This is a genomic window from Enterococcus sp. DIV0724b, from assembly GCF_050531475.1.
Classification (GTDB): domain Bacteria; phylum Bacillota; class Bacilli; order Lactobacillales; family Enterococcaceae; genus Enterococcus_L; species Enterococcus_L haemoperoxidus.
The window spans coordinates 2535584-2556782 of record NZ_CP172890.1 but is presented as its reverse complement, the minus strand read 5'-3'; the positions used below and the strand labels follow the sequence as shown (position 1 = coordinate 2556782).

18 protein-coding genes are annotated in these 21199 nt (G+C 35.4%); 12 read left to right on the top strand and 6 right to left on the bottom strand.

What is annotated here, in order from left to right; all coding sequences use genetic code 11:
* Positions 1-84 precede the first annotated feature (84 nt).
* The gene (locus IGJ02_RS11780) at positions 85-1065 is read right to left on the bottom strand and encodes a polyprenyl synthetase family protein (protein WP_010763009.1); all 981 of its coding nucleotides are present in this window, start codon (positions 1063-1065) and stop codon (positions 85-87) included.
* 118 nt (positions 1066-1183) lie between these two features.
* Here IGJ02_RS11780 and IGJ02_RS11775 point away from each other — a divergent pair, with 118 nt between their 5' ends.
* From IGJ02_RS11775 to IGJ02_RS11745, 7 genes are all read left to right on the top strand, one after another.
* On the top strand, positions 1184-2089 hold the full coding sequence (locus IGJ02_RS11775) for a prenyltransferase (protein ID WP_430602109.1): 906 nt from the start codon (positions 1184-1186) through the stop codon (positions 2087-2089).
* 31 nt (positions 2090-2120) lie between these two features.
* Positions 2121-3332, top strand: coding sequence for an NAD(P)/FAD-dependent oxidoreductase (locus tag IGJ02_RS11770; RefSeq protein WP_430602108.1), 1212 nt, complete (start codon positions 2121-2123; stop codon positions 3330-3332).
* Positions 3333-3666: 334 nt separating this feature from the next.
* Complete coding sequence (gene nhaC / locus IGJ02_RS11765; protein WP_430602107.1) at positions 3667-5055, top strand: Na+/H+ antiporter NhaC; 1389 nt, start codon at positions 3667-3669, stop codon at positions 5053-5055.
* A gap of 111 nt (positions 5056-5166) precedes the next feature.
* Entirely contained in the window at positions 5167-7536 is a 2370-nt protein-coding gene (locus IGJ02_RS11760; RefSeq protein ID WP_010763013.1) for a DNA translocase FtsK, read from the top strand.
* Positions 7537-7815: 279 nt separating this feature from the next.
* Complete coding sequence (locus IGJ02_RS11755) at positions 7816-8517, top strand: GntR family transcriptional regulator (protein ID WP_430602106.1); 702 nt, start codon at positions 7816-7818, stop codon at positions 8515-8517.
* Between the two features lie 108 nt (positions 8518-8625).
* A complete protein-coding gene (locus IGJ02_RS11750) occupies positions 8626-9375 on the top strand; it encodes an ABC transporter ATP-binding protein (protein WP_430602105.1) in 750 nt (249 codons plus the stop codon).
* Positions 9365-11188 carry an FtsX-like permease family protein gene (locus tag IGJ02_RS11745; protein WP_430602104.1) on the top strand — a complete coding sequence of 608 codons (1824 nt, stop codon included), beginning with the start codon at positions 9365-9367 and terminating at the stop codon, positions 11186-11188. The genes IGJ02_RS11750 and IGJ02_RS11745 overlap by 11 nt, the downstream gene beginning before the upstream one ends.
* 191 nt (positions 11189-11379) lie before the next feature.
* On the opposite strand, the gene IGJ02_RS11740 is transcribed toward IGJ02_RS11745, so the two are convergent.
* The gene (locus IGJ02_RS11740) at positions 11380-11886 is read right to left on the bottom strand and encodes a nucleoside 2-deoxyribosyltransferase (RefSeq protein WP_430602103.1); all 507 of its coding nucleotides are present in this window, start codon (positions 11884-11886) and stop codon (positions 11380-11382) included.
* Between the two features lie 200 nt (positions 11887-12086).
* On the opposite strand from IGJ02_RS11740, the gene rlmN reads away from it, so the two are divergent.
* On the top strand, positions 12087-13157 hold the full coding sequence (gene rlmN / locus IGJ02_RS11735) for a 23S rRNA (adenine(2503)-C(2))-methyltransferase RlmN (RefSeq protein WP_010763018.1): 1071 nt from the start codon (positions 12087-12089) through the stop codon (positions 13155-13157).
* 46 nt (positions 13158-13203) lie between these two features.
* Here rlmN and IGJ02_RS11730 read toward each other — a convergent pair whose 3' ends face one another.
* From IGJ02_RS11730 to IGJ02_RS11720, 3 genes are all read right to left on the bottom strand, one after another.
* Positions 13204-14133 carry a LysR family transcriptional regulator gene (locus IGJ02_RS11730; RefSeq protein WP_430602102.1) on the bottom strand — a complete coding sequence of 310 codons (930 nt, stop codon included), beginning with the start codon at positions 14131-14133 and terminating at the stop codon, positions 13204-13206.
* 193 nt (positions 14134-14326) lie between these two features.
* Positions 14327-15094: a DeoR/GlpR family DNA-binding transcription regulator gene (locus IGJ02_RS11725; protein WP_010763020.1), complete on the bottom strand. Its 768-nt coding sequence runs from the start codon at positions 15092-15094 to the stop codon at positions 14327-14329.
* Positions 15095-15109: 15 nt separating this feature from the next.
* Positions 15110-15874 (bottom strand): hypothetical protein, encoded by a 765-nt coding sequence (locus IGJ02_RS11720; protein ID WP_010763021.1) that lies wholly within the window; start codon positions 15872-15874, stop codon positions 15110-15112.
* Between the two features lie 197 nt (positions 15875-16071).
* On the opposite strand from IGJ02_RS11720, the gene ulaG reads away from it, so the two are divergent.
* Positions 16072-17136, top strand: a complete 1065-nt coding sequence (ulaG, locus tag IGJ02_RS11715; protein WP_430602101.1) for an L-ascorbate 6-phosphate lactonase — start codon at positions 16072-16074, stop codon at positions 17134-17136.
* Between the two features lie 106 nt (positions 17137-17242).
* Here the strand turns inward: ulaG and IGJ02_RS11710 are convergent, their stop codons facing one another.
* A complete protein-coding gene (locus tag IGJ02_RS11710; protein ID WP_430602100.1) occupies positions 17243-18427 on the bottom strand; it encodes an IS110 family transposase in 1185 nt (394 codons plus the stop codon).
* A 318-nt stretch (positions 18428-18745) separates the two neighbouring features.
* Here IGJ02_RS11710 and IGJ02_RS11705 point away from each other — a divergent pair, with 318 nt between their 5' ends.
* The 3 genes from IGJ02_RS11705 to IGJ02_RS11695 all read left to right on the top strand — a co-directional run bounded on the left by IGJ02_RS11705 (position 18746) and on the right by IGJ02_RS11695 (position 21188).
* Positions 18746-19204, top strand: a complete 459-nt coding sequence (locus IGJ02_RS11705; protein WP_010763023.1) for a PTS sugar transporter subunit IIA — start codon at positions 18746-18748, stop codon at positions 19202-19204.
* Between the two features lie 15 nt (positions 19205-19219).
* The gene (locus IGJ02_RS11700) at positions 19220-20698 is read left to right on the top strand and encodes a PTS ascorbate transporter subunit IIC (RefSeq protein ID WP_430602099.1); all 1479 of its coding nucleotides are present in this window, start codon (positions 19220-19222) and stop codon (positions 20696-20698) included.
* Positions 20699-20888: 190 nt separating this feature from the next.
* Entirely contained in the window at positions 20889-21188 is a 300-nt protein-coding gene (locus IGJ02_RS11695) for a PTS sugar transporter subunit IIB (RefSeq protein ID WP_010763025.1), read from the top strand.
* Positions 21189-21199 lie beyond the last annotated feature (11 nt).

The following is a 21199-nucleotide window of genomic DNA, read 5'->3' as shown; positions in this document are numbered from 1 at the left end:
GGTTAACGAAAGCATTTTAAAATAAAAAAGTTGAGGCAAAACTCTATGAGCTTTGCCTCAAGCTTTTAAAAGCTGAGTAATGGATTAGTATGAACGCTGTAGCAACATTTCTGTCAGTAAAGTTAGTTGCTCTTTGCCTAAACAATCAGGTAATTTTTCGATATCGGCCAATGCTTTTTGGGTGACACGTTTCGCAAATGATTTGGCGTCGTTAACACCGTCTAGCTCGTGAACCAGTTTGGCAGTTTCAGCAGCTTGTACGTCTGTGATATCAGCACCTTTATCTAGATAAACAGCGAATCGTTCTGGTGCTTTTTGCATCGCAAAAATCAGTGGTAACGTATAGACACCTTGCGCTAGATCTTCCAGAATAGGTTTTTTCAGAGTTTTTACGTCTGCGGTATAATCTAAGATGTCATCATAGACTTGAAAGGCAATACCAATGTGGCGACCAATCCGTTTTGCTAAGCGTTGAACCTCAGAGGAAGTATGACCGAAATGAGCACCTTCCAGACAGCTTAAAGAAAATAACTCAGCTGTTTTTCCATTAACGCTGCGCAAGTAATCAGAGATGGACATATCCTTTTTATAGCGTGTATGCATTTGATCTAATTCACCAAGAAGTAATCGTTTCATCGCAGAAGCGTTTGTATGTAGAAAATCTGAACCATTCATCGTTTCAGCAAGTAATTCAAAGAATTCTGTGAATAATAAATCTCCTGTGTAGACGGCAATATCTTTACCATAGCGGGATTGGATCGTGATAGCTCCTCTGCGAAGAGGGGAATCATCGATGATATCATCGTGTATCAGTGTTGCCATATGCAGAATTTCGATCGAAGCGGCGATTTTGATCAATTGTGTGTGATCTTGTTTTTGTTCATCACCGATTTGAGCAAATAAAAAAAAGAAAGCAGGACGTAGTAATTTGCCGCCGGAACTTGTTAATTCGATCAAAGCTGCTTCAATTTCTTTGTTTCTTATTTTAACTTGGTGTTTGATCAATACACAAGTTTCATTTAATTGTTGTTGGATAATAGGAAATTCTTTCCAAAAATCATTCATAACCAATATTCCTTTCAGTAATTCAATACTATTGATTGTATACGATGTTGGTAAAGAAATACAAGCAAATTATTCTGTGAGCATAAAACTAAATATTGTTAGGAGAGAAGAGTATAATTTGAATAAAGAAGTTTTTTTTGAATTAGTTGAACTAAAAGCAAAGACAGCCAGTGTTTTACCCTTTCTTTTAGGAATTTGTTTTAGTTGGTATCATTATGGAAGTTTACATTTAGGTTATGTTCTTATTTATTTTATTGCGATGTTTATTTTTAATATGGCTGTTGATATTTTAGATAACTATAATGACTACCATCATGCCAAAGAAGGGCATGATTATAAAGAGAAGACAAATATTATTGGGCGGGAAAATTTATCCTTACCGATGATCCGTCGCTGGATTATTTGGATGGTGGCAATTTCTGCATTGATGGGTATTGGCTTGTCTCAGATTGTCGGCTGGCCATTATTGTGGTTAGGGCTTTATTGCTACTTGATCGGAATCTTTTATTCTTCTGGGCCTAAACCATTATCAAGTTTGCCGTTGGGGGAATTCTTTTCAGGATTTACGATGGGATTTATGATTATGTTGATTTGTGTCTATATCAACACATTTGATTCTTTTCAGTGGACAGTGAGTAATATTGGCAGTATCTTTTTAGTGTCGTTACCTAACACTTGTTTGATTGCTAATTTAATGTTAGCCAATAATATTTGTGATTTAGAAGAAGATGAAATGAATCATCGCTTTACCTTAGTTCACTATTTAGGGAAGAAAGCATCGATTGGTTTGTTTGTCGGATTGATCGTGATTGCATTTACTTCGATCATTTTGAGTGTTGCTTTAGGTTTAACGCCGATTACGATGTTATTGACGTTACTTGTTTTGCCATTTATTTGGAAGCAAACGAAGTTATTTTTAAAGGAGCAAGTCAAAACAAAGACATTTATTTGCGCTGTTAGAATTTTAGCAGTCGGAGCACTTGCACAAGTTGTATTTTTTGCCATAGGATTGTGGCTTAAATAATAAATAAAAAGGTTAAGAGGGGATTTTAAAAATGAGTAAGCACGTCGTTATTTTAGGCGCTGGCTATGCCGGTTTAAGAGCGTTACATGAATTACAAAAAGGCAACAATGATCTAAAAATCACATTGGTTGATCAAAATGATTACCACTTTGAAGCAACAGATATCCACGAAGTTGCAGCAGGAATCCAAACGTCAGAAAGAATTACTTATCCAATCAAAGATGTTGTAAAATCAGCATGTACGACGTTTGTACAAGGTAGAGTGGAAAAAATCGATAGTGAAAACCAACTGGTTCATTTGAAAGATCAAGAAGCGATTTCTTACGATTATTTGATCGTAGCATTAGGGTATGAATCAGAATCATTCGGCATACCTGGTGTTGAAGAGTTTTCATTAAAAATGGTTGATATCCCAACTTCAGAAAAAGTGTATCAACATTTAACTGAGCAAATGGAAGCTTATAAAGAAACCAAAGACGAAAATTGTTTGAAAATCGTTGTCTGCGGTGCTGGTTTTACTGGGATCGAATTATTAGGTTCATTACATGAAGGGAAGAAAAAACTAGCTGAAATTGCTGGTGTTGATCCTGAGAAAATCCAATTATATTGTGTTGAAGCGGTCACTCGTTTATTACCAATGTTTAGTGAGAAACTTGGCGGCTATGGTATCGATCACTTGAAAAAATGGGGTGTCAATTTCTTAGTTGGAAAACCAATCAAAGAAATCAAACAAGATACTGTTGTTTATTTAGATAACGCAGAAACAAATGAACTAAATGAACTGAACGCTAAAACAATCATTTGGACGACAGGTGTTAGTGGAAGTCACGTTGTGGGTGATTCTGGTTTTGCAGCCAAACGTGGACGTGTGATGGTTAATCCTGATTTAACAGATGCAGGTCACAACAACGTTTATATCATTGGTGACTGTTCTGCTGTTATGGATAAAGAGTCAAATCGTCCTTATCCAACAACTGCACAAATTTCACTTAAAATGGGTGAGCATGCAGGGAAAAACATCAAAGCACAATTAAAAGGGGAACCAACGAAAGAATTTACCTTTAAATCATTAGGTTCAGTTGCTTCTATCGGTAACAGCCACGCTTTTGGTGAAGTTGGAAAAATGGAAGTTAAAGGCTATCCTGCTTCTGTGATCAAAAAAGTAATCATGGATCGTTCATTATTTGAAACAGGCGGTATTAAAGAAATGTTGGCTAAAGGCCGTTTTGATTTTTATCGTTAAAAATTAAGAATACAAATAAAAGCTATGAAAGATTCGCAGTAGAGAGTTGTTTTGAAATGACAGAAAGTCAACGGCTGATGGAAGTTGACCAAAATAACGACTTGAATTACAAATCTGGAGCGAAATATTCTATTCGGGTGAGATCCGTTAGCGTCTTTTGAGTGGAAATTATTTTTAATTTCAACTATGGGTGGTACCGCGTGTATGTATGCGTATGAGACAAAATAAAATGTTTGTTTCCAACGTTTATTCGTCCCTGACAGTCTTTTTCAGATTGTCAGGGACTTTTTTTATGTTCAATAAATTAAATTTATAAGAAAAATGAGGAAAGTAAATGAAGAAAGAATTAAGTGTAAAAGAAGCTTTAATTGTATTTGTGTCATTATTGTTGATTATTAGTATTTGTGTGATCGGTGTTGGAATGAGCCCGATTTTTCCAGTATTATGTGCGCTAGGTTTATTGATTGGCTGGAGTAAATGGCGGGGAGCCTCTTGGGATAAAATCCATGAAGGCATCATCGAAGGGGTGAAAACCGGTATCGTACCGATGGTTATTTTCATATTGATCGGTGCTTTGATTGCAGTTTGGATTGCAAGTGGTGTAATCCCTACGATGATGTATGCAGGATTTTCAGTTATCAGTACTAAGATATTTTTGCCTTCTGCTTTTGTTAGTTGTGCGTTAGTCGGAATTTCAATAGGTAGTGCATTTACAACCGTTTCAACGATTGGTTTAGCTTTGATGGGAATGGGGATATCGATGGGATTCAACTCTGCTATCTTGGCAGGCGCAATTATTTCAGGCGCAGTTTTTGGGGATAAAATGTCGCCACTTTCTGATACGACTAATTTAGCGTCGGCTGTTGCAGGTTCAGATCTCTTTAAACATATTAGAAATATGATGTGGACAACCGTTCCAGCTTTTGTTATTTCCTTTATTTTATACGCAGTCATTGGCTTTCAAACAAAGATTGGACAAACTGAATTGGAAACAAAACAGTTTTTAGAAGTGCTGCAAGATAACTTTGCCATTAGTTGGTGGGCAATTTTACCGATTCTATTACTTGTTTTATGTTCAATCAAACGTGTGCCAGCAATCGCTTCATTGTTGGTTACGATATTAGTTTCTAGTGTGATGTATATGTTCCAAATAAAAAATGTTGATTTGAAACAATTAAGTACAATTTTAGAAAATGGCTTTGTTTCAAAAACAGGGATGGAACAAATTGATGCTTTGCTAACTAGAGGTGGCATCCAAAGTATGATGTGGTCGGTATCGTTGATTCTTTTAACCTTGTCATTAGGTGGTTTGTTAATGAAAATGGATGTGATCAGCGTCCTAATGACGCCACTTGCTCATAAACTGAAATCAACAGGCAGTTTGGTTGCGGCAACAGTGTTTAGTGGAGCACTGGCTAATTTGATGATTGGAGAGCAGTATCTATCGATCATATTGCCAGGTCGTGCGTTTAAAGAAAGTTATGATAAAGCCGGTCTTGCACCAGAAGTTCTTTCCAGAGCCTTGGAAGATTCTGGAACTGTCTTAAATTCACTGATTCCTTGGGGCGTAAGTGGTGTGTTTATGGCGAGTACGTTACAAGTTTCTACGTTGGATTATGCACCATTTAGTTTCTTTATTTTACTGTGCCCGATACTGTCGATTCTTTCTGGTATCACTGGAATTGGGATTAATAGATTGGCATCAAATGAAAAAGTCAATTAACATAGAGAAAGCAGGTCAAAATCATTAAAATTTTAAGAGAAACAATGGGGGTACTTTTGTTCGGCTCGTTTTTTAGGTATAATGGATACTGATTGAAAAGAGGGATGTTACATGGCACAAAAACGGAAAAGTGCAAAAAAGAAAAAGACAAAAAAACAACAACAACAGCAAGAACATCTTAATTTCATTTTTCTTGGTATCTTTTTTATCTTCTTTGGATTATTTGGACTCTTAAAATTAGGATTTCTTGGCACCTTGATTGCCAATGGGTTACGCGTAGTTATAGGAAATACTTTTCCAGTAGCAGCTATTTTACTGATGCTTTATGGACTTTCTCTAGTTATTTTTGGGAAAGAATTTCCGATTAAAAAGAGTCGACCGATGATTGGTGGAGTATTCATTTATTTGGGTGTTTTATTATTGCTACAAGCTTATATGTTTCGAAATGTCGGTACCCAGACACCTGATATCATGGGAACTACATGGGAGTTTCTTAGAATGGATCTAAAGGCGAGCACGGTAGCACAAAACGTCGGTGGCGGAATGATTGGTGCTGCGTTATATAGTCTAACGTTCTTTTTGGTTGCTCAATTTGGTAGTTATTTGATTTCAGCTTTACTGATAGCGATCGGTGTATTTTTGATAAGTATGCTGGATTTTCAGCAAGTGATGAATGGATTACAGATTATTCGGGAAAAACTTGGTAGCTTAACTGCTAAAAGTGCGCAACGGCAAGCCGATAAAGAAGCGAAACGGGCCGAAAAACGTGCAGCTAAACAAGCCGAAATGGAGAAACTCGCTCAAGAACGACTGAAAAATGATGTGAGAGAATTAACGCCTGGTGAAAAGTTAGCGCAAGAGGCAAGGGAGCAAGAAGAAAAAGAAATACAAGAACCAGAACAGTTAACGTTGGTTCCAATCGATAGTTTCCAAAGCCAAGCTGAAGTGCAACCTATACAGCAAAAAGTAGCTGCTGAACCTGAAATGGATGAAGGCGGCGAGTTGGACTTTGAAATTTCAGAAGAAGCAGAAGATCGTGATTATGAGTTGCCACCATCAACTTTATTAGATTCGATTCCATCTGCAGATCAAAGCGGAGAATACCAAAAAATCGAAAAAAATATTGGTGTCTTGGAGCAAACCTTCAAAAGTTTTGGGGTTGATGCAAAAGTTGTGAAAGCAAGTCTTGGACCTGCTGTAACGAAGTTTGAAATTCAACCTGCTGTTGGTGTCAAAGTAAGTAAAATCGTTAGCTTGACTGATGACATTGCCTTAGCACTCGCTGCAAAAGATGTGCGAATGGAAGCTCCGATTCCAGGGAAATCATTGATTGGGATCGAAGTGCCAAATAGCACTGTAAGTACCGTTTCATTTAGAGATATTATTGAGGCACAACCAAGTCATCCGGATAAATTATTGGAAGTACCGCTTGGTCGAGATATTTCAGGCATGGTTCAATCAGCTGACTTAGCTAAAATGCCTCATTTACTGATTGCTGGTTCAACAGGTAGTGGTAAATCTGTTGCAATCAATGGGATTATCTCAAGCCTTTTAATGAGAGCAAAACCACATGAAGTAAAACTAATGATGATCGATCCAAAAATGGTAGAATTGAATGTTTATAATGGTATTCCTCATCTATTGACACCCGTCGTGACAAATCCGCGGAAAGCAGCACAAGCGTTACAAAAAGTGGTTCAAGAAATGGAATTCCGTTATGAGAAATTTGCAGCAACTGGAGTTCGAAATATTTCTGGATATAATGAATTAGTGATTCAAAAGAATTTAGAAGATGGCGAAAATCGTCCGATTTTACCGTTTATTGTAGTAATTGTAGATGAGTTAGCAGACTTGATGATGGTTGCCAGTAATGAAGTGGAAGATGCGATCATTCGTTTAGCGCAAATGGCCCGAGCAGCTGGAATCCACATGATTTTAGCAACACAGCGTCCTAGTGTGGATGTTATTACAGGAATCATCAAAGCAAATGTTCCATCTCGTATGGCTTTCGCTGTTTCAAGTGGAACGGATTCAAGGACTATTATTGATAGTAATGGGGCGGAGAAGCTTTTAGGTCGAGGAGATATGTTGTTCCTGCCAATGGGTGAAAACAAACCGATTCGAGTGCAAGGAGCCTTTATTTCCGATCATGAAGTTGAACGAATCGTTTCTTTTGTAACAGAACAACAAGAAGCAGATTATCAGGAAAGTATGATGCCAACAGAAGAAACAACAGGTAGCAGTAATGAAGCATCTCAAGACGAACTATATGAAGAAGCAAAATCTTTAGTTGTAGAGATGCAGACTGCAAGTATTTCCTTATTGCAAAGACGATTTAGAATCGGTTATAATCGAGCAGCACGCTTAGTGGATGAATTAGAAGATCATGGGGTTATTGGCCCATCAGAAGGAAGTAAACCAAGAAAAGTTTTTCTTGAACCTATAGCGGATGAAGAACCGATAGATCATGGAACTGAATAAGATATCAAAAAAATGGGGTCAGCTTAGAAGCTGGCTCCATTTTTTTTGATTGATTGAACAAGTGTTACTTAGAAGTAGAAAATAAAATTGGATACAAGACTTTATCAAAGAGGTTTTCCATAAATGCAATCTTTGGTATAATGTATGAAATACTATCTGAAAATCGGATGACTAGTTGAATTAAATCATAAATACGATTAGAATTAGAGTAATCTAAACCAATAACAAATAAATTGAAATGAAACGATAAACTAAATAAAGATCATAAGGATGGATAATATGAGAAGAAAAAGCGTATTGTATTTAGATGTCGCAGAACAAATCAAAGCAGATATTATGAATGGGACATATCCTGTCGGTTCATTATTACCAACAGAAGCCGAACTTGAACAGTTATTTGATGTCAGTAAAATCACAGTTCGTCGTGCAATCGAATTATTATCATCAGAAGAATTAGTAGAGAAAAAAAGCGGAAAAGGAACGACTGTCTTAAGCAATCGTCCCTATAATAAATTGTCCAAAGCAGGCACGTTTACAGAGTATTTAAATGATTCAGGTCAAAAAGTTTCAAAAAAGATTTTGAATTTAGAAAAAATGACATTTACACCTGATTCTCCTGTTTATCAAAACTTAGGCGAAAAAGGTGTGAAAGTTTCTCGTTTATACACACTAGATGACCAACCGTACATCTATTTTAACTATTTTCTACCTGTCAGCCTGAGTGATGTGCCATTAGAGGCGTTTGAAAAAGAATCGTTATATCGCCTGATGGATCAGCATGGAATCGAGATCATAAAGTTTGAAGATAGTTTTCAAATAGTGGAATTGACCGCAGAGCAGCAAAAAATTCTAGCTACTTCTGAAAAAAGCGGACTAAAAAGAATTCGTAAATCAATTGGTCTTTCTGGAAAAATTGTTGAGTTCTCTGAAGCAATCTATAATACAGCTCTTCATCCTTATGTGATTGAATATGAAGCTTAAAAAAATAACAGGTTACTTACAAAAGTGTAAGCAATCTGTTATTTTTTTCTATGGTACGTTTTGTAAAATTGGAATAGACTATTAAAGTAGAGAAAAGGAGCGATAAACATGTTACAAGTAGAAAATTTATCCAAAACGTACGGACAAGAAATTAAATATGAAGCCTTAAAAGAGTTGAATTTAACCGTTAATGACAGTGAATTTATTGGAATCATGGGACCTTCCGGAAGTGGGAAAAGTACTTTTTTGAACCTTTTAGCAACGATCGATCAACCCACATATGGGCATATATTAATGAATGGAAAAGATCCGAATCAGCTGAATCAAGAAGAAATCGCTAAATTCAGACGAAGAGAGTTAGGATTTATTTTTCAGAGCTTTAACTTAATGCCGACTTTAACTGTAGAAGAAAATATTGTTTTGCCGTTAACGTTGGATGGTGAAAAAATTTCCGTGATGAAAAAAAAGCTCAATCTTTTAGCTGATCGTTTAGGAATTGCGAGTTTGTTAAAAAAACGAATCGCAGAAATTTCTGGTGGTCAAGCACAACGTGTCGCCGTAGCTCGTGCAATGATCCATCAACCGCAATTATTATTGGCGGACGAACCAACAGGAAACTTAGATACAAAATCGTCAAAAGATGTAATGCAGTTATTGCAACAATTAAATGAAGAAGAAAAAGCAACGATTTTAATGGTGACCCACGATCCTTTAGCAGCAAGTTATTGTAAACGAATCGTGTTTATTAAAGATGGTGAATTGATCGATGAAATCCATCATAATGGAAATCAAAAGATGTTTTACGATGAAATCATGGTGAAACTATCTGAGATTGAAGGTGTCGATAATGAGTTTTAGTCAATTTGTTATTCGAAACACCTTACGAAATAAGCATCTGTATATGGCTTATTTCCTAAGTACGCTATTTTCAGTAATGGTATTTTTCACGTTTACAGTATTTGCCTTTCACCCAGCATTGTCTAATGGATTAAATCAAAAAGCTCAAATCGGTATGCTAGCAGCAGCGATCATTATTTACGGCTTTGCTTTTTTCTTTGTCCTGTACTCGATGGATGTCTTTATTCAATCTAGGAAAAAAGAATTTGGTTTGTTAATGATACAAGGGATGAGTCCAAAGCAACTTAAAAAAATGGTTTTTATTGAAAATTTAGTGATTGGTTTTTTTGCTACAATTATCGGAAGTATTGCTGGAATCGGTTTTTCACAAGTGATTTTATGGTTAAGTAATAAATTGATGCATGTGGATTTTGGATTCTATTTCCCAGCACAAGCACTTGCATTAACGATGGTTTCATTTGCAGTTCTCTTTTTAGCTATTTCTTTTTTCATTCAATTCCGTTTACCGAAGTTAACCTTACAGGAATTACTAAAAGCAGGCGATCTTGGAAAAGGGACAATCAAAAGCTCACATATTAAAACGATCTTAGCTATCTTATTGATTGGCGTAGGTTATGCTGTGGCATTGTTAGTTAAAGGGATGCTAGTACCATTTGTTATGATTCCTGTGATTTTCTTAGTTGTGGTAGGTACACGTTTTTTATTCAATCAGTTAAGTGTTACAGTTATTGAACGTTTAAAGAAGAAAGAAACGATTTTTTGGAAAAAAACGAATATGGTCGTTTTCTCTGATTTAGCTTTCCGAATGAAGGATAATGCGCGATCGTTCTTCTTAGTATCCATTATTTCAACTGTAGCTTTTGCTGCTATTGGTACGCTATATGGTTTTCAAAATATGATTTTAGATGGTATGAAGCAAATTCCTTATGAGTTCCAAATATCTGGAAAAGCAGAAGACACAGACTCTATAAAACAGAACTTTACTCAATTGTTGGCCGATAAAGGGATTCAAGTGGATGAAGGTCAATTAACGACATATACAAATGCAGATCAAATTAGTTTTATTAAAGAATCTGAGTATAATCATCTCGCAGAATTGATTAAAAAACCAACGATTCAAACGCAAGGTAAAGCTGTTCAATTACTACCTACGAGTGTTATGGGCGTAAAAGAAGGTACAATAAATGAAGTGAAACTTCCAGATGAAGAGACATTATCTGTCGCTAAAACAGAAAAAACGAATGTTGTCTCAGCTTATGGCACAACAGTAGTCGTACCAGATGCTACTAATCTACAAAATTTGGAAAGTTCGACAATGACTGTTTGGCAGCCTAAAAATGCTAGCTACGAGAAGCTAGTTTCTGTTGGTAAATTTCAAGATAAGAACATGCTTTTAATGGCAAAAAGTTATTCGCAACAAATGATTACAAATGAATATGCACCTATTTTATTCGTGGGTATCTTTATCGGAATCGTCTTCTTTGTTTCAGCTGGAAGCTTCTTATATTTCAGATTGTATAGTGATATGGATGTCGATGTAGAGAAATTTAAGATGATTTATAAGATGGGATTAGCGAAGAAAGAATTGAAAAAAATGATTTATCAGCAAGTTGGAATTCTGTTCTTTACACCAATCATTGTTTCTGTGATTCACGGAGCAGTAGCATTAACCGCGATGTATCATATGTTCAATCAAGGAATGCAACTGGCAGGTTGGCAAGTATTAGGTGTGTTTATTCTGATTCAAATCGTTTATTATCTTATTGCTCGTATGTTCTATTTCAATAAAGTTTACCGTTTAGTACAGGCATAATGAAGAGAAGAGCGTGGGACAAAACTAAAAAACAGTTTTGTTTCGCGCTCTAAATCCGAATAAACGGCGAGAAAAAAGCAGCTCCTTCGGAAATAAGCTGAAATTCACAAAAATTTGAAAAGCAATTTTCGTGAATTCCCTCTTATTTCTCGGAGCTAAACGCTTTTGTCTCGGCCTCCTTCTCCGATTAATTAAGGCTCCACGATTCCTTGGTCGTCAATTCGCCCAGAAATTTCAACATCATTTTCAGCGTAAAATGATAACGGTGTATCAAGAGTTTCGGGAGACTTTACAGCTTCCAACATATCTTTTTTGAACTGATTTATACCCTCGTCAGTTGTCGTATCATATAAGACCGTGGCATGGCCTAAATCAAATGGCAAAGAATCGAGATGGCTGTTTTGGAGTTGGATTACTTTTTTATTCAGCGCTTTAGCATAACCTAATTCATAATAGATATTTGGATCGTGACTAGATAAATCAATAATAACCAAGTTCGCTTTTTCTAAACCATCATGAATGTTTTGCTCAATTTGATGGTGATCTTTACTCATTTCAACTTTTAGCAAGTTAAATCCTAGTTGATTTTTGGCAAAAGTATCTTGGATATAACCAAAGAGTAGATCATCATGACCTTTAAAATTGCTGGTATTTTCATTGATTGGTGTCGCGAAAAAACATACGTGAGTTTTCATCATAAAAAACCTCTTTTCTTAATTTTAATTATAGCAACGATATGAGTGTAGAACAAACAATAGGAATGAATGCTGCTGAAAGTGGAATCAGGGAGATAAGAAATGTCTAATTGTACTGACTAACCTAGATAACATATAGACAAATCGGGTACAATAAGTTATAGTATGAAGCGAATGTTTAGAAGAAATGAGGCAGAAAACTAGTGGAAAAAGCATCCATTTATGGTTTAACAAAAGAAGAACTAATCGCATGGTTCATTGAACATGACGAGAGAAAGTTCCGGGCCACTCAGGTTTGGGAATGGCTTTATATCAAACGTGTCATGGCATTTAGCGACATGACGAATTTATCAAAAGATGTCATTGAATTATTAGAAGAAAACTTTATTATCAATCCATTGCGCCAAGTAATCATCCAAGAAGCAAAAGATGGCACAGTGAAATATCTTTTTGAATTACCGGATAAAAACATGATTGAAACAGTCTTGATGCGCCAAGAATATGGTATGTCTGTTTGTGTGACAACGCAAGTGGGTTGTAATATTGGCTGTACCTTCTGTGCAAGTGGTTTGCTTAAAAAGCAACGTGATTTAACTGCCGGTGAAATCGTCGCTCAGATCATGCTCGTGCAACATTATTTTGATGAACGTGGTGAAGGTGAGCGTGTAAGTCATATTGTGGTGATGGGAATCGGTGAGCCGTTTGATAACTACGATAATTTAATGAACTTCCTACATACGATCAATGATCCAAAAGGGTTGGCAATTGGTGCTCGCCACATTACTGTGTCAACAAGTGGCTTAGTTCCTAAAATCAAAGAGTTTGCTAATAATGGACTGCAAGTCAACTTAGCGATTTCTCTGCATGCACCAAATAATGACGTTCGAACATCGATCATGCGAATCAACCGTAGTTTCCCGATTGAAAAATTAATGGAGGCTGTTGATGAGTATTTGGAAAAAACGAATCGTAGAATCACGTTTGAATATATCATGTTGAGTCATGTGAACGATCTACCTGAACATGCACAACAATTAGCTGATTTATTGAAGGATAAGAAGAAATTAACTTTTGTTAACTTGATTCCGTATAATCCAGTTAGTGAACATGATCAATATAGCCGCAGTGAAAAAGCGGATGTGTTGAAATTCTATGATATTTTGAAGAAAAACGGTGTGAACTGTGTTATTAGAAAAGAATATGGTACAGATATCGATGCAGCTTGTGGACAATTGAGAAGTAAACAAATCAAAAAAGCTGATAAAGTTAGATAAGCGTAAAAAATCCTGATAAACCAAAATGGTTTTATCAGGATTTTTTTTAGGCTTCATCTAAAATAGTAAACCCGTAATCAATAATATGTTCTTTTAAATAGCGTAAATATTCTTCCCCCATTAGAGATAAAGACATCTGAGCAGGATGAATCCAGCCAATCTCCATTGTTTCATCAACTTCAAGAGGCAGTGCAACGATATTCTCGTCGTTCAATTCTCGACTTAATACACCTGAACTAATCGTATAACCATCAAGGCCAATCAAAAAATTGAACAAGGTTGCTCGATCGCTGACACGGATACTTTTCTTATGATAGCGTGTGCTTAAAATTTCTTCTGAAAAATGAAAGGAATTAAATTGTCCTTGTTCAAATGAAAGATAAGGATAATCCTCTAAATCTGCTAAAGTTACTGATTTCTTTCCAACTAAAGGGTTCTTTTTACTAATAAAAACATGCGGGTGAGCTGTAAATAAAGGATGAAAGATCAGTTTTTTCTCTTTTAATAATTTGCGAATCACTTTTTCGTTAAATGTATTCAAGTATAAAATGCCTAACTCACTTTGAAACGTACTGACATCCTCAATAATATTATTTGTTTGCGTTTCTCGAAAAGTAAATTCATATTCATTTTTTTCATAGGATCTAATCAATTGTACAAACGCATGAACGGCAAAAGCATAGTGTTGAGCTGAGACAGAAAATAATCTGCGGCGAGTTTCCATTCCTTTATATTTCTCTTCCATCAAATCGACTTGCTCCAATATCTGGCGGGCGTATGATAAAAACTCAGTTCCTTCAGTTGTTAGAACCATTCCTTTTTGTGTCCGTTGGAAAATTTGAATATTCATTTCTTGTTCTAGTTCTTTGATGGCAGTTGAAAGGCTTGGCTGAGTGATAAAGAGATGTTTGGCCGCTTCATTAACTGAACCCAATTCAACGACTTTCACGATGTAATCCAACTGTTTGATTCGCATGAAACCAATCCTCCTTCTACTAAAAAAACGGTACTAATTTTCCTAGCTTTAACAATAAAAAATTGTAATTTATTTCTAACTGAAGTATATCATACATCATAAATGTTTATAAAATAAAAAACTATGAAAAAAAGAACTATTTTTTCATAGTAGAATATCGATTTTTTGAACTTAACTGAATGAACTATTTACGTTAAAATTCAACTTGAATCACTTGTACGCCTTGCTTTTCGATTTCTCGAATCACTTCAGGAGAAGCAAACGTGTCCGTTATCAAGTAATTGATATCTTTGATTTTCCCGCTGGTAAAGTTAGAAGAAAAACCAATTTTACGATAGTCTGCAACAACGATTACTAAACCATTTGTTCGTTCAATAATCAGCGAATTTATTTTAGATTCATGTAAGACAGGTGTCGTGATACCATTTTCAATACTGAGTCCAGAACACCCAATAATTGAAATATCAGAAGACATTTTTGAAAAGGAGTCGATGGCAATATCACCAACCAATGCTTCTTTAGGAAAACGAATTTCACCACCAGATAAAATCACCGTTGAATTTGGATTATGATCAAGATTAGCGACTTTAACATTGTTAGTAACGATTGTCACACGTTTATCTTCTAAATTTTTTAAAGAAGACAATGCAGTTGACCCAGTATTAATAAATAAGGTATCGCCGTCTTTTACAAATTCAGCGGCTTTTTTTGCGATTGCGCTTTTTAAAATTTCGATTTCTTCATTGTAATCTTCCGTTCCAGTTTTTTGAACGATTTGAGCCTTCCCATGGGCGCGACGGACTAACCCCATTTTTTCTAAAGCAGTTAGATCACGACGGACCGTTATCTCTGATACTGCAAGATTTTGGCTTATTTCTTTTACGAGTAGACTTGTCTCGTTCTTTAATAATTCAAGCAGATCATCTCGGCGAGCTTTGATCGTTTTGTGCGAACTTTTCATTTAAAATCCTCCTTTCTAAATCCTTTGTACAATTGCAAGTGTATTTCCTAGTGCTTTTGCTTCTTTTAATAAACGATAACCTTCAGATGTTTCATTGAGTTTAAGTAGACATTGTCCTTTTAGGTGTAAAAGATAAGTCAGTTCTCGATTATTTAGTCGATTTTTATCAATTAATTCCAATTCACTTAAACATTTTATATTTCTATTTTGATGGAAATAGTTCATTCCTGCAATTTCGTTCCATGAAAATAAACCACGCATTTGTTTCTTTTTAACATTTTTTAACTTGAACAAGTTTTTCAAGCAATTATTTAAATTTTCTTCGTCTTTTAAAAAAGAATAGCAATACAATTGCGTATGATAATAAATGAAGAGGTAATCCAATGTGGAATGAAAGAACTTCTGATTATTATCTAAATGGTTCAAACAACGTTTATAATTTCCTTCGTCCAATAAGAGTAAGCTATCAAAAATAATAATAGACTGTTTGAAGCCATTAAACAAATCTTTTTTTTGTAGAGTCTCTTTTAAAGCGGCAGCTTTATTTAGGTCACAGTCAACAGTTAAAGCATAAATCATTTTTTCATAGATACTTTTTAAATACTCAAAGAGAATAACAATGATTAGCACAATCCCTCCTAAGCAGCCGAAAATAAGCTTAGAACCTAATTCTTGAGAACTAGTGACTAGATAGTAAATATAGATGGCAAATAACAAGTAAATAACCCATAAAAATATTTTTTTTCCAAAGTAAATGCTTTTCCAAACTAAATTCTTCATATTCTTCACCTCATCGAAACTATATCATAAAAAAAGTGATATGAACATAAAAAAAGACGTTATGATCTATAATAAATGCATTTTTTATGAAAACGTTCTTAAAACGAATTAAACGATCTTATAAATAGATTGAAAACGGTTTAAAATATTGTAGAATGAAAAGTGTAATTGAGATTGAAACAATATGGAGGGATCATATGGCAACAATTCATGATGTAACAAAAGAAAGTTGGATTTTAAGTACTTTTCCTGAATGGGGAACCTATTTAAATGAGGAGATTGAACAAGAAAAAGTCGAGGTAGGAACGGTTTCTATGTGGTGGTTAGGTTGTACCGGAATTTGGTTGAAATCACATGAAGAAACGAACATTTTATGTGATCTATGGTGTGGAACTGGAAAAAGAGCGCATGGAAATGGAAAAATGAAAAAAGGCCATCAGATGATGCGGATGAGTGGATGCGAAAATATGCAGCCAAACCTCAGAACACAGCCTTTTGTTATCGACCCATTTGAAGTTAAAGACGTGGATGCTTTGGTGGTTACCCATATCCATTCAGATCATTTGGATATTAATACAGCTGCGGCAGTTCATCAAAATTGCCCAAATGCACGTTTTATTGGTCCAAAAGAAGTTGTTGATACTTGGTTAAGGTGGGGAATTCCAGAAGAGAAAACGACAATTGTAAAACCTGGTGATCGTGTTTCAATCAAGGATGTAGACATCGTAGCATTAGAAGCTTTTGACAGAACGGCCTTAGTAACTTGTGAAGATCCGGAAATAACATTAAAAGGAAAATTACCTCAAGATATGGATGAAATTGCTGTTAATTATTTATTTGAAACAAGTGGCGGTAATATTTATCATGCTGGGGATTCTCATTATTCCAATATGTTTGCTAAACATGGTAATGAACACAAAATCGATGTTTGTCTAGGAGCTTATGGAGAAAATCCACGAGGAATTACTGACAAAGTGACGTCAGTCGACATGTTGCGTATGGCGGAATCATTAAATGCGAACGTTGTTATCCCAGTTCATTACGATATTTGGGCAAACTTTATGGCTGATCCAAAAGAAATAACGGAAATCTGGAAATTCAAAAAAGATCGTTTGAATTATCAATTTAAACCTTTTATCTGGCAGGCTGGTGGCAAATTCACCTATCCAAACGATAAAGATAAATTAGAATTTAACTTTTATCGTGGGTTTGATGATGTCTTTACAATAGATAATGATACACCGTTCCCATCATTTTTATAAGAAAGACTAACTATAAGAAGTCAAGTAAAGAATAAAAGAATTAGTCCAAAATTTAATAACAAAAAAGTGCATAACAAATAAGAGAAAGCAAAGGTATTTTTTTGAGTTACATTCGTATTTCGTAAGGTTCGTTCTTTTTGAGAATCGCATGAACGATGTAACATAACTTTCTGGAAACTGCTCCAAGAGCTGTGAGGTGGTGTTTCCCTTCAGAACGTTTCTTTTCGTAGAAGGCTTTAAGAACAGGATCATGTTGTACTGCAATTAAAGCAGCTGAAAATAAGGCTTTTCTAAGATAAGGGGAACCACGTTTACTCATAACGTTATGTGTTGCTTGATATTGACCAGACTGAGAAACAGTCGCGTCTAGACCAGCGTATGCGACTAATTTTGTAGGATTGGAAAATTTACTAATGTCTCCAATTTCCCCAAGAATAGTAGCGCCATTGATTGGTCCGATTCCTGGGATCGTTTCAATGACAGAATGCAGAATAACCATGATTTTTTTGATTTCAGTTTCAGTATCTTTAATTTGGGCTTCCAGAAATTTAAGTTGTTCAATCATTGATCGTAATTGGAAAGTAAAGGTCTCTTGAGCAAAAGTAATACCAAAAGATCGACTCGCAGCACTTTTTAAGGCATTGGCTTTATCTATCCCTAAACGATTGTGACTCGCTTCTTTAAGTAGTTTCGCAAGAGTATTCGCAGAGATATCATGGAGTGTTTCAGGAGAACTAAATTCAAGTAAAATTTCTTTGGATGCTTTACCAAAAACACCTGATTTACCGAATACTGAGTCATACTCAGGGAAAACTTGGTCTAATACGGCAATGATTTTACGTTTAAAGTCACTCGCTGTCCCAACTAGATAAGTACGATAACGGGAAAGCTGTTTAAGAGAAAAAATATTTTCATCAGAGAGTGTCGTTTCAACAAAGGAACCGAAGCGAATCAGATCTGCAATTAAAACTGAATCAATAATATCATTCTTACGTTTACGAATTTCTGTCCCTTTACGCCACCCATCCGTTTGGATGGGGTTAAGAACATGAATTAAAAACTCTTTTTCATGTAAGTATGAAAAAACCGTTAACCAATAATGACCGGTAGCTTCCATACCTACAGTAAAATCATCTGATGAAGAAGAAAAATCATGAATTTTTCCAAGTAATTTTTCTCCACCTTCAATGGTATTCGGAAAAGAAAATCCTTTAAGAACAACCTTTCCTTCATCATTCATGATTGAAGCAACATGGGAACGTTTCCCAATATCAATTCCAATGTAGAACATAATTATACCGCCTTCATAAGGATTTGGATTGAAATCCACTCAACTGAAAAGCGTTACTACCTTGTTCTAGATACGGAGTAAAGCCAGAAGGCTTTCAACATCTAACTCATTCGTAAACAGCTAAACAGAGAGAGGTGTCAGTCTTTCGATGACGAGTTCATAGACTCAAGGAGAAAACGACATAGCCTCTCAATCCAGTAATTATATTATCTCAAATTTATTGAGTTAATACCTAATGAAAAATAACAATGGTTCATAAGGTTATCCACTAAAATCGGAAGATTAAAACCTTAAATATAATATACAAGGAGAAAACGAATGCTAAAGTATTTTTATGATAATGATTTGATTCGGTTTTGTGATAAAACACCTGATAATTGGGAAGATGCTGTGATGCTTAGTTGCCAGACATTGCTGGAAAAAGAAGTTATTACACAGCAGTATGTAGATGAAATCGTGGCGTGTGTTCAAAAATATGGACCTTATATCGTGATAGTTCCAGGTGTCGCTATGCCACATTCTTCAGAAGATAGCCAAGGTGTTTTAGGAACAGCCATTTCATTTACAAAAATGAGTCATGATGTAATTTTTGAAGAAGGAAATAGTGAAAAAAATGCACGTCTGTTTTTCACATTAGCAGCTAAAAACAGTGAAGAGCATGTAGAAAATATTTCAAAGTTATCAGAAATGTTGATGACTGACGGGTTGATCGAAGCATTGATGACAGTAAATACAATGGAGGATTATCAAAACGTAATGGCAACTTTTGATCTATAGAAAGAAGGGGAGTAAATGACACAAGTATTAGATTTTCTAATGGGAATTTGGGATTATTTTGCGGCGAATATTTTGACACAGCCAGCATTTTTAATTGGTTTTATTGTTCTATTAGGGTATGTTTTACTCAAAAAACCATTGTATGAAAGTATTGCTGGTTTCTTAAAAGCAACTGTCGGCTATTTGATCTTAACTGTTGGTTCAGGTGGTTTAGTGAATAATTTTCGGCCAATTCTAGTGGGATTAAAGGAACGCTTTAATTTAGATGCGATGGTCATTGACCCTTACTTTGGTCAAAATGCTGTAACCGCAGGAATTGAAGAGACCTTTGGACGAACGTTTAGTGACACGATGATTTTATTATTGATTGCATTTGTCATGAATATTTTATTAGTTCGTTTCAAAAAATATACAAAATTGCGTGCGGTTTTTACAACGGGAAATGTTCAAATTCAACAGGCGGCAACAGCATTTTGGATTTTATTATTTTGTTTTCCTAATTTAGGACAAATTCAAATACTATTGATCATGGGACTTATTTTGGGCTGTTATTGGGCAGTTGGATCGAATTTAACAGTTGACATTACACAAGATTTGACTGAAGGTGCGGGCTTTGCGATTGCTCATCAACAGATGTTTGGTGTTTATATCTTTGCTCGATTAGCTGAAAAAATGAAAAAAGATAAAAATAATCGAAAGCTGGAAGATGTCCAATTACCTGGTTTCTTATCGATTTTCAATGAAAACATGGTTGCAACGTCAATTCTGATGCTATTTTTCTTTGGAATTATTTTAGTTGTGTTAGGCCCCGCTTATTTAATTGAGGCAGGATTCATGGTGGAAGGACAAAGTTTCTTATTTTACATTTTACAAACAGCGTTATACTTTGCCGTTTATCTGGCCATTTTACAATTAGGGGTTCGGACATTCGTTTCAGAGTTAACAGAATCATTCCAAGGAATTTCAAATACATTATTACCAGGTGCAGTGCCTGGAATAGATGTTGCTGCAACTTTTGGTTTTGGTTCACCGAATGCTGTGACGATTGGGTTCTTATTCGGTGCTTTAGGACAATTCATAACGATTGGCTTATTGATTCTATTTAAATCACCAGTGATTGTCATTGCAGGATTTATTCCATTATTCTTTGATAATGCGGTGATCGCTGTTTATGCGAATAATCGTGGCGGATTCAAAGCAGCATGTATTTTCCCATTTATTTCTGGTGTGATTCAAGTACTAGGATCTGCTTTAATAGCGGCATTTATCGGGTTATCACAGTATGGTGGATATATTGGTATGTTTGATTGGGCAACTGTTTGGCCTGTGATGACATTATTAATGAAATATTTAGGTTATTTTGGTGTTGCACTAGTGGTGATTGCACTGCTAGCAATTCCACAATTACAGTACCGAGCAAATCCAGAAGGATATTTCTTGATTGCTGAAGATTATGATGAATACGTAAAAAAAATGACAGCAAAAAAAGCTTAATATTAGTTAGTTTCAAGAGCTAGCACTGTGCCTTGCTTCGAGCGTATCAGTTCAAGTTTTAAGGATCGAGTGGTTTGAGAAAAATAGAAAAAATAAATGAGATAACGAACGCCGGGGTCATTTATTCTATTTTCCTTTCAAGGCTGAATCAGCTCTTTAAGTTTTGAAATTATATGAGGAGGAAATTAAGATGAGAGTATTAGTATCTTGTGCAAATGGATCAGGAACCAGTTTAATGATGAAAAAAAGTGTGGAAAAGGCGTTGAAAGAATTAGGATTTAATATTACCAATATTCACCATTGTGCCATTTCTGAAGGAAAAAGTACGGCAGGACAATATGATGTTGTATTTTGTCCAATGAATTTTTTGAATATGTTTGATGATGCTAAGAAAAAAGGGATTACAGTTGTTGGTGTAAGAAATGTCATGTCTGCTAAAGAAATCAGTGAGCGTGTGCAAGAAACTGAGTTAGCTGCGAAATTTAAATAGGGATAGTAAAG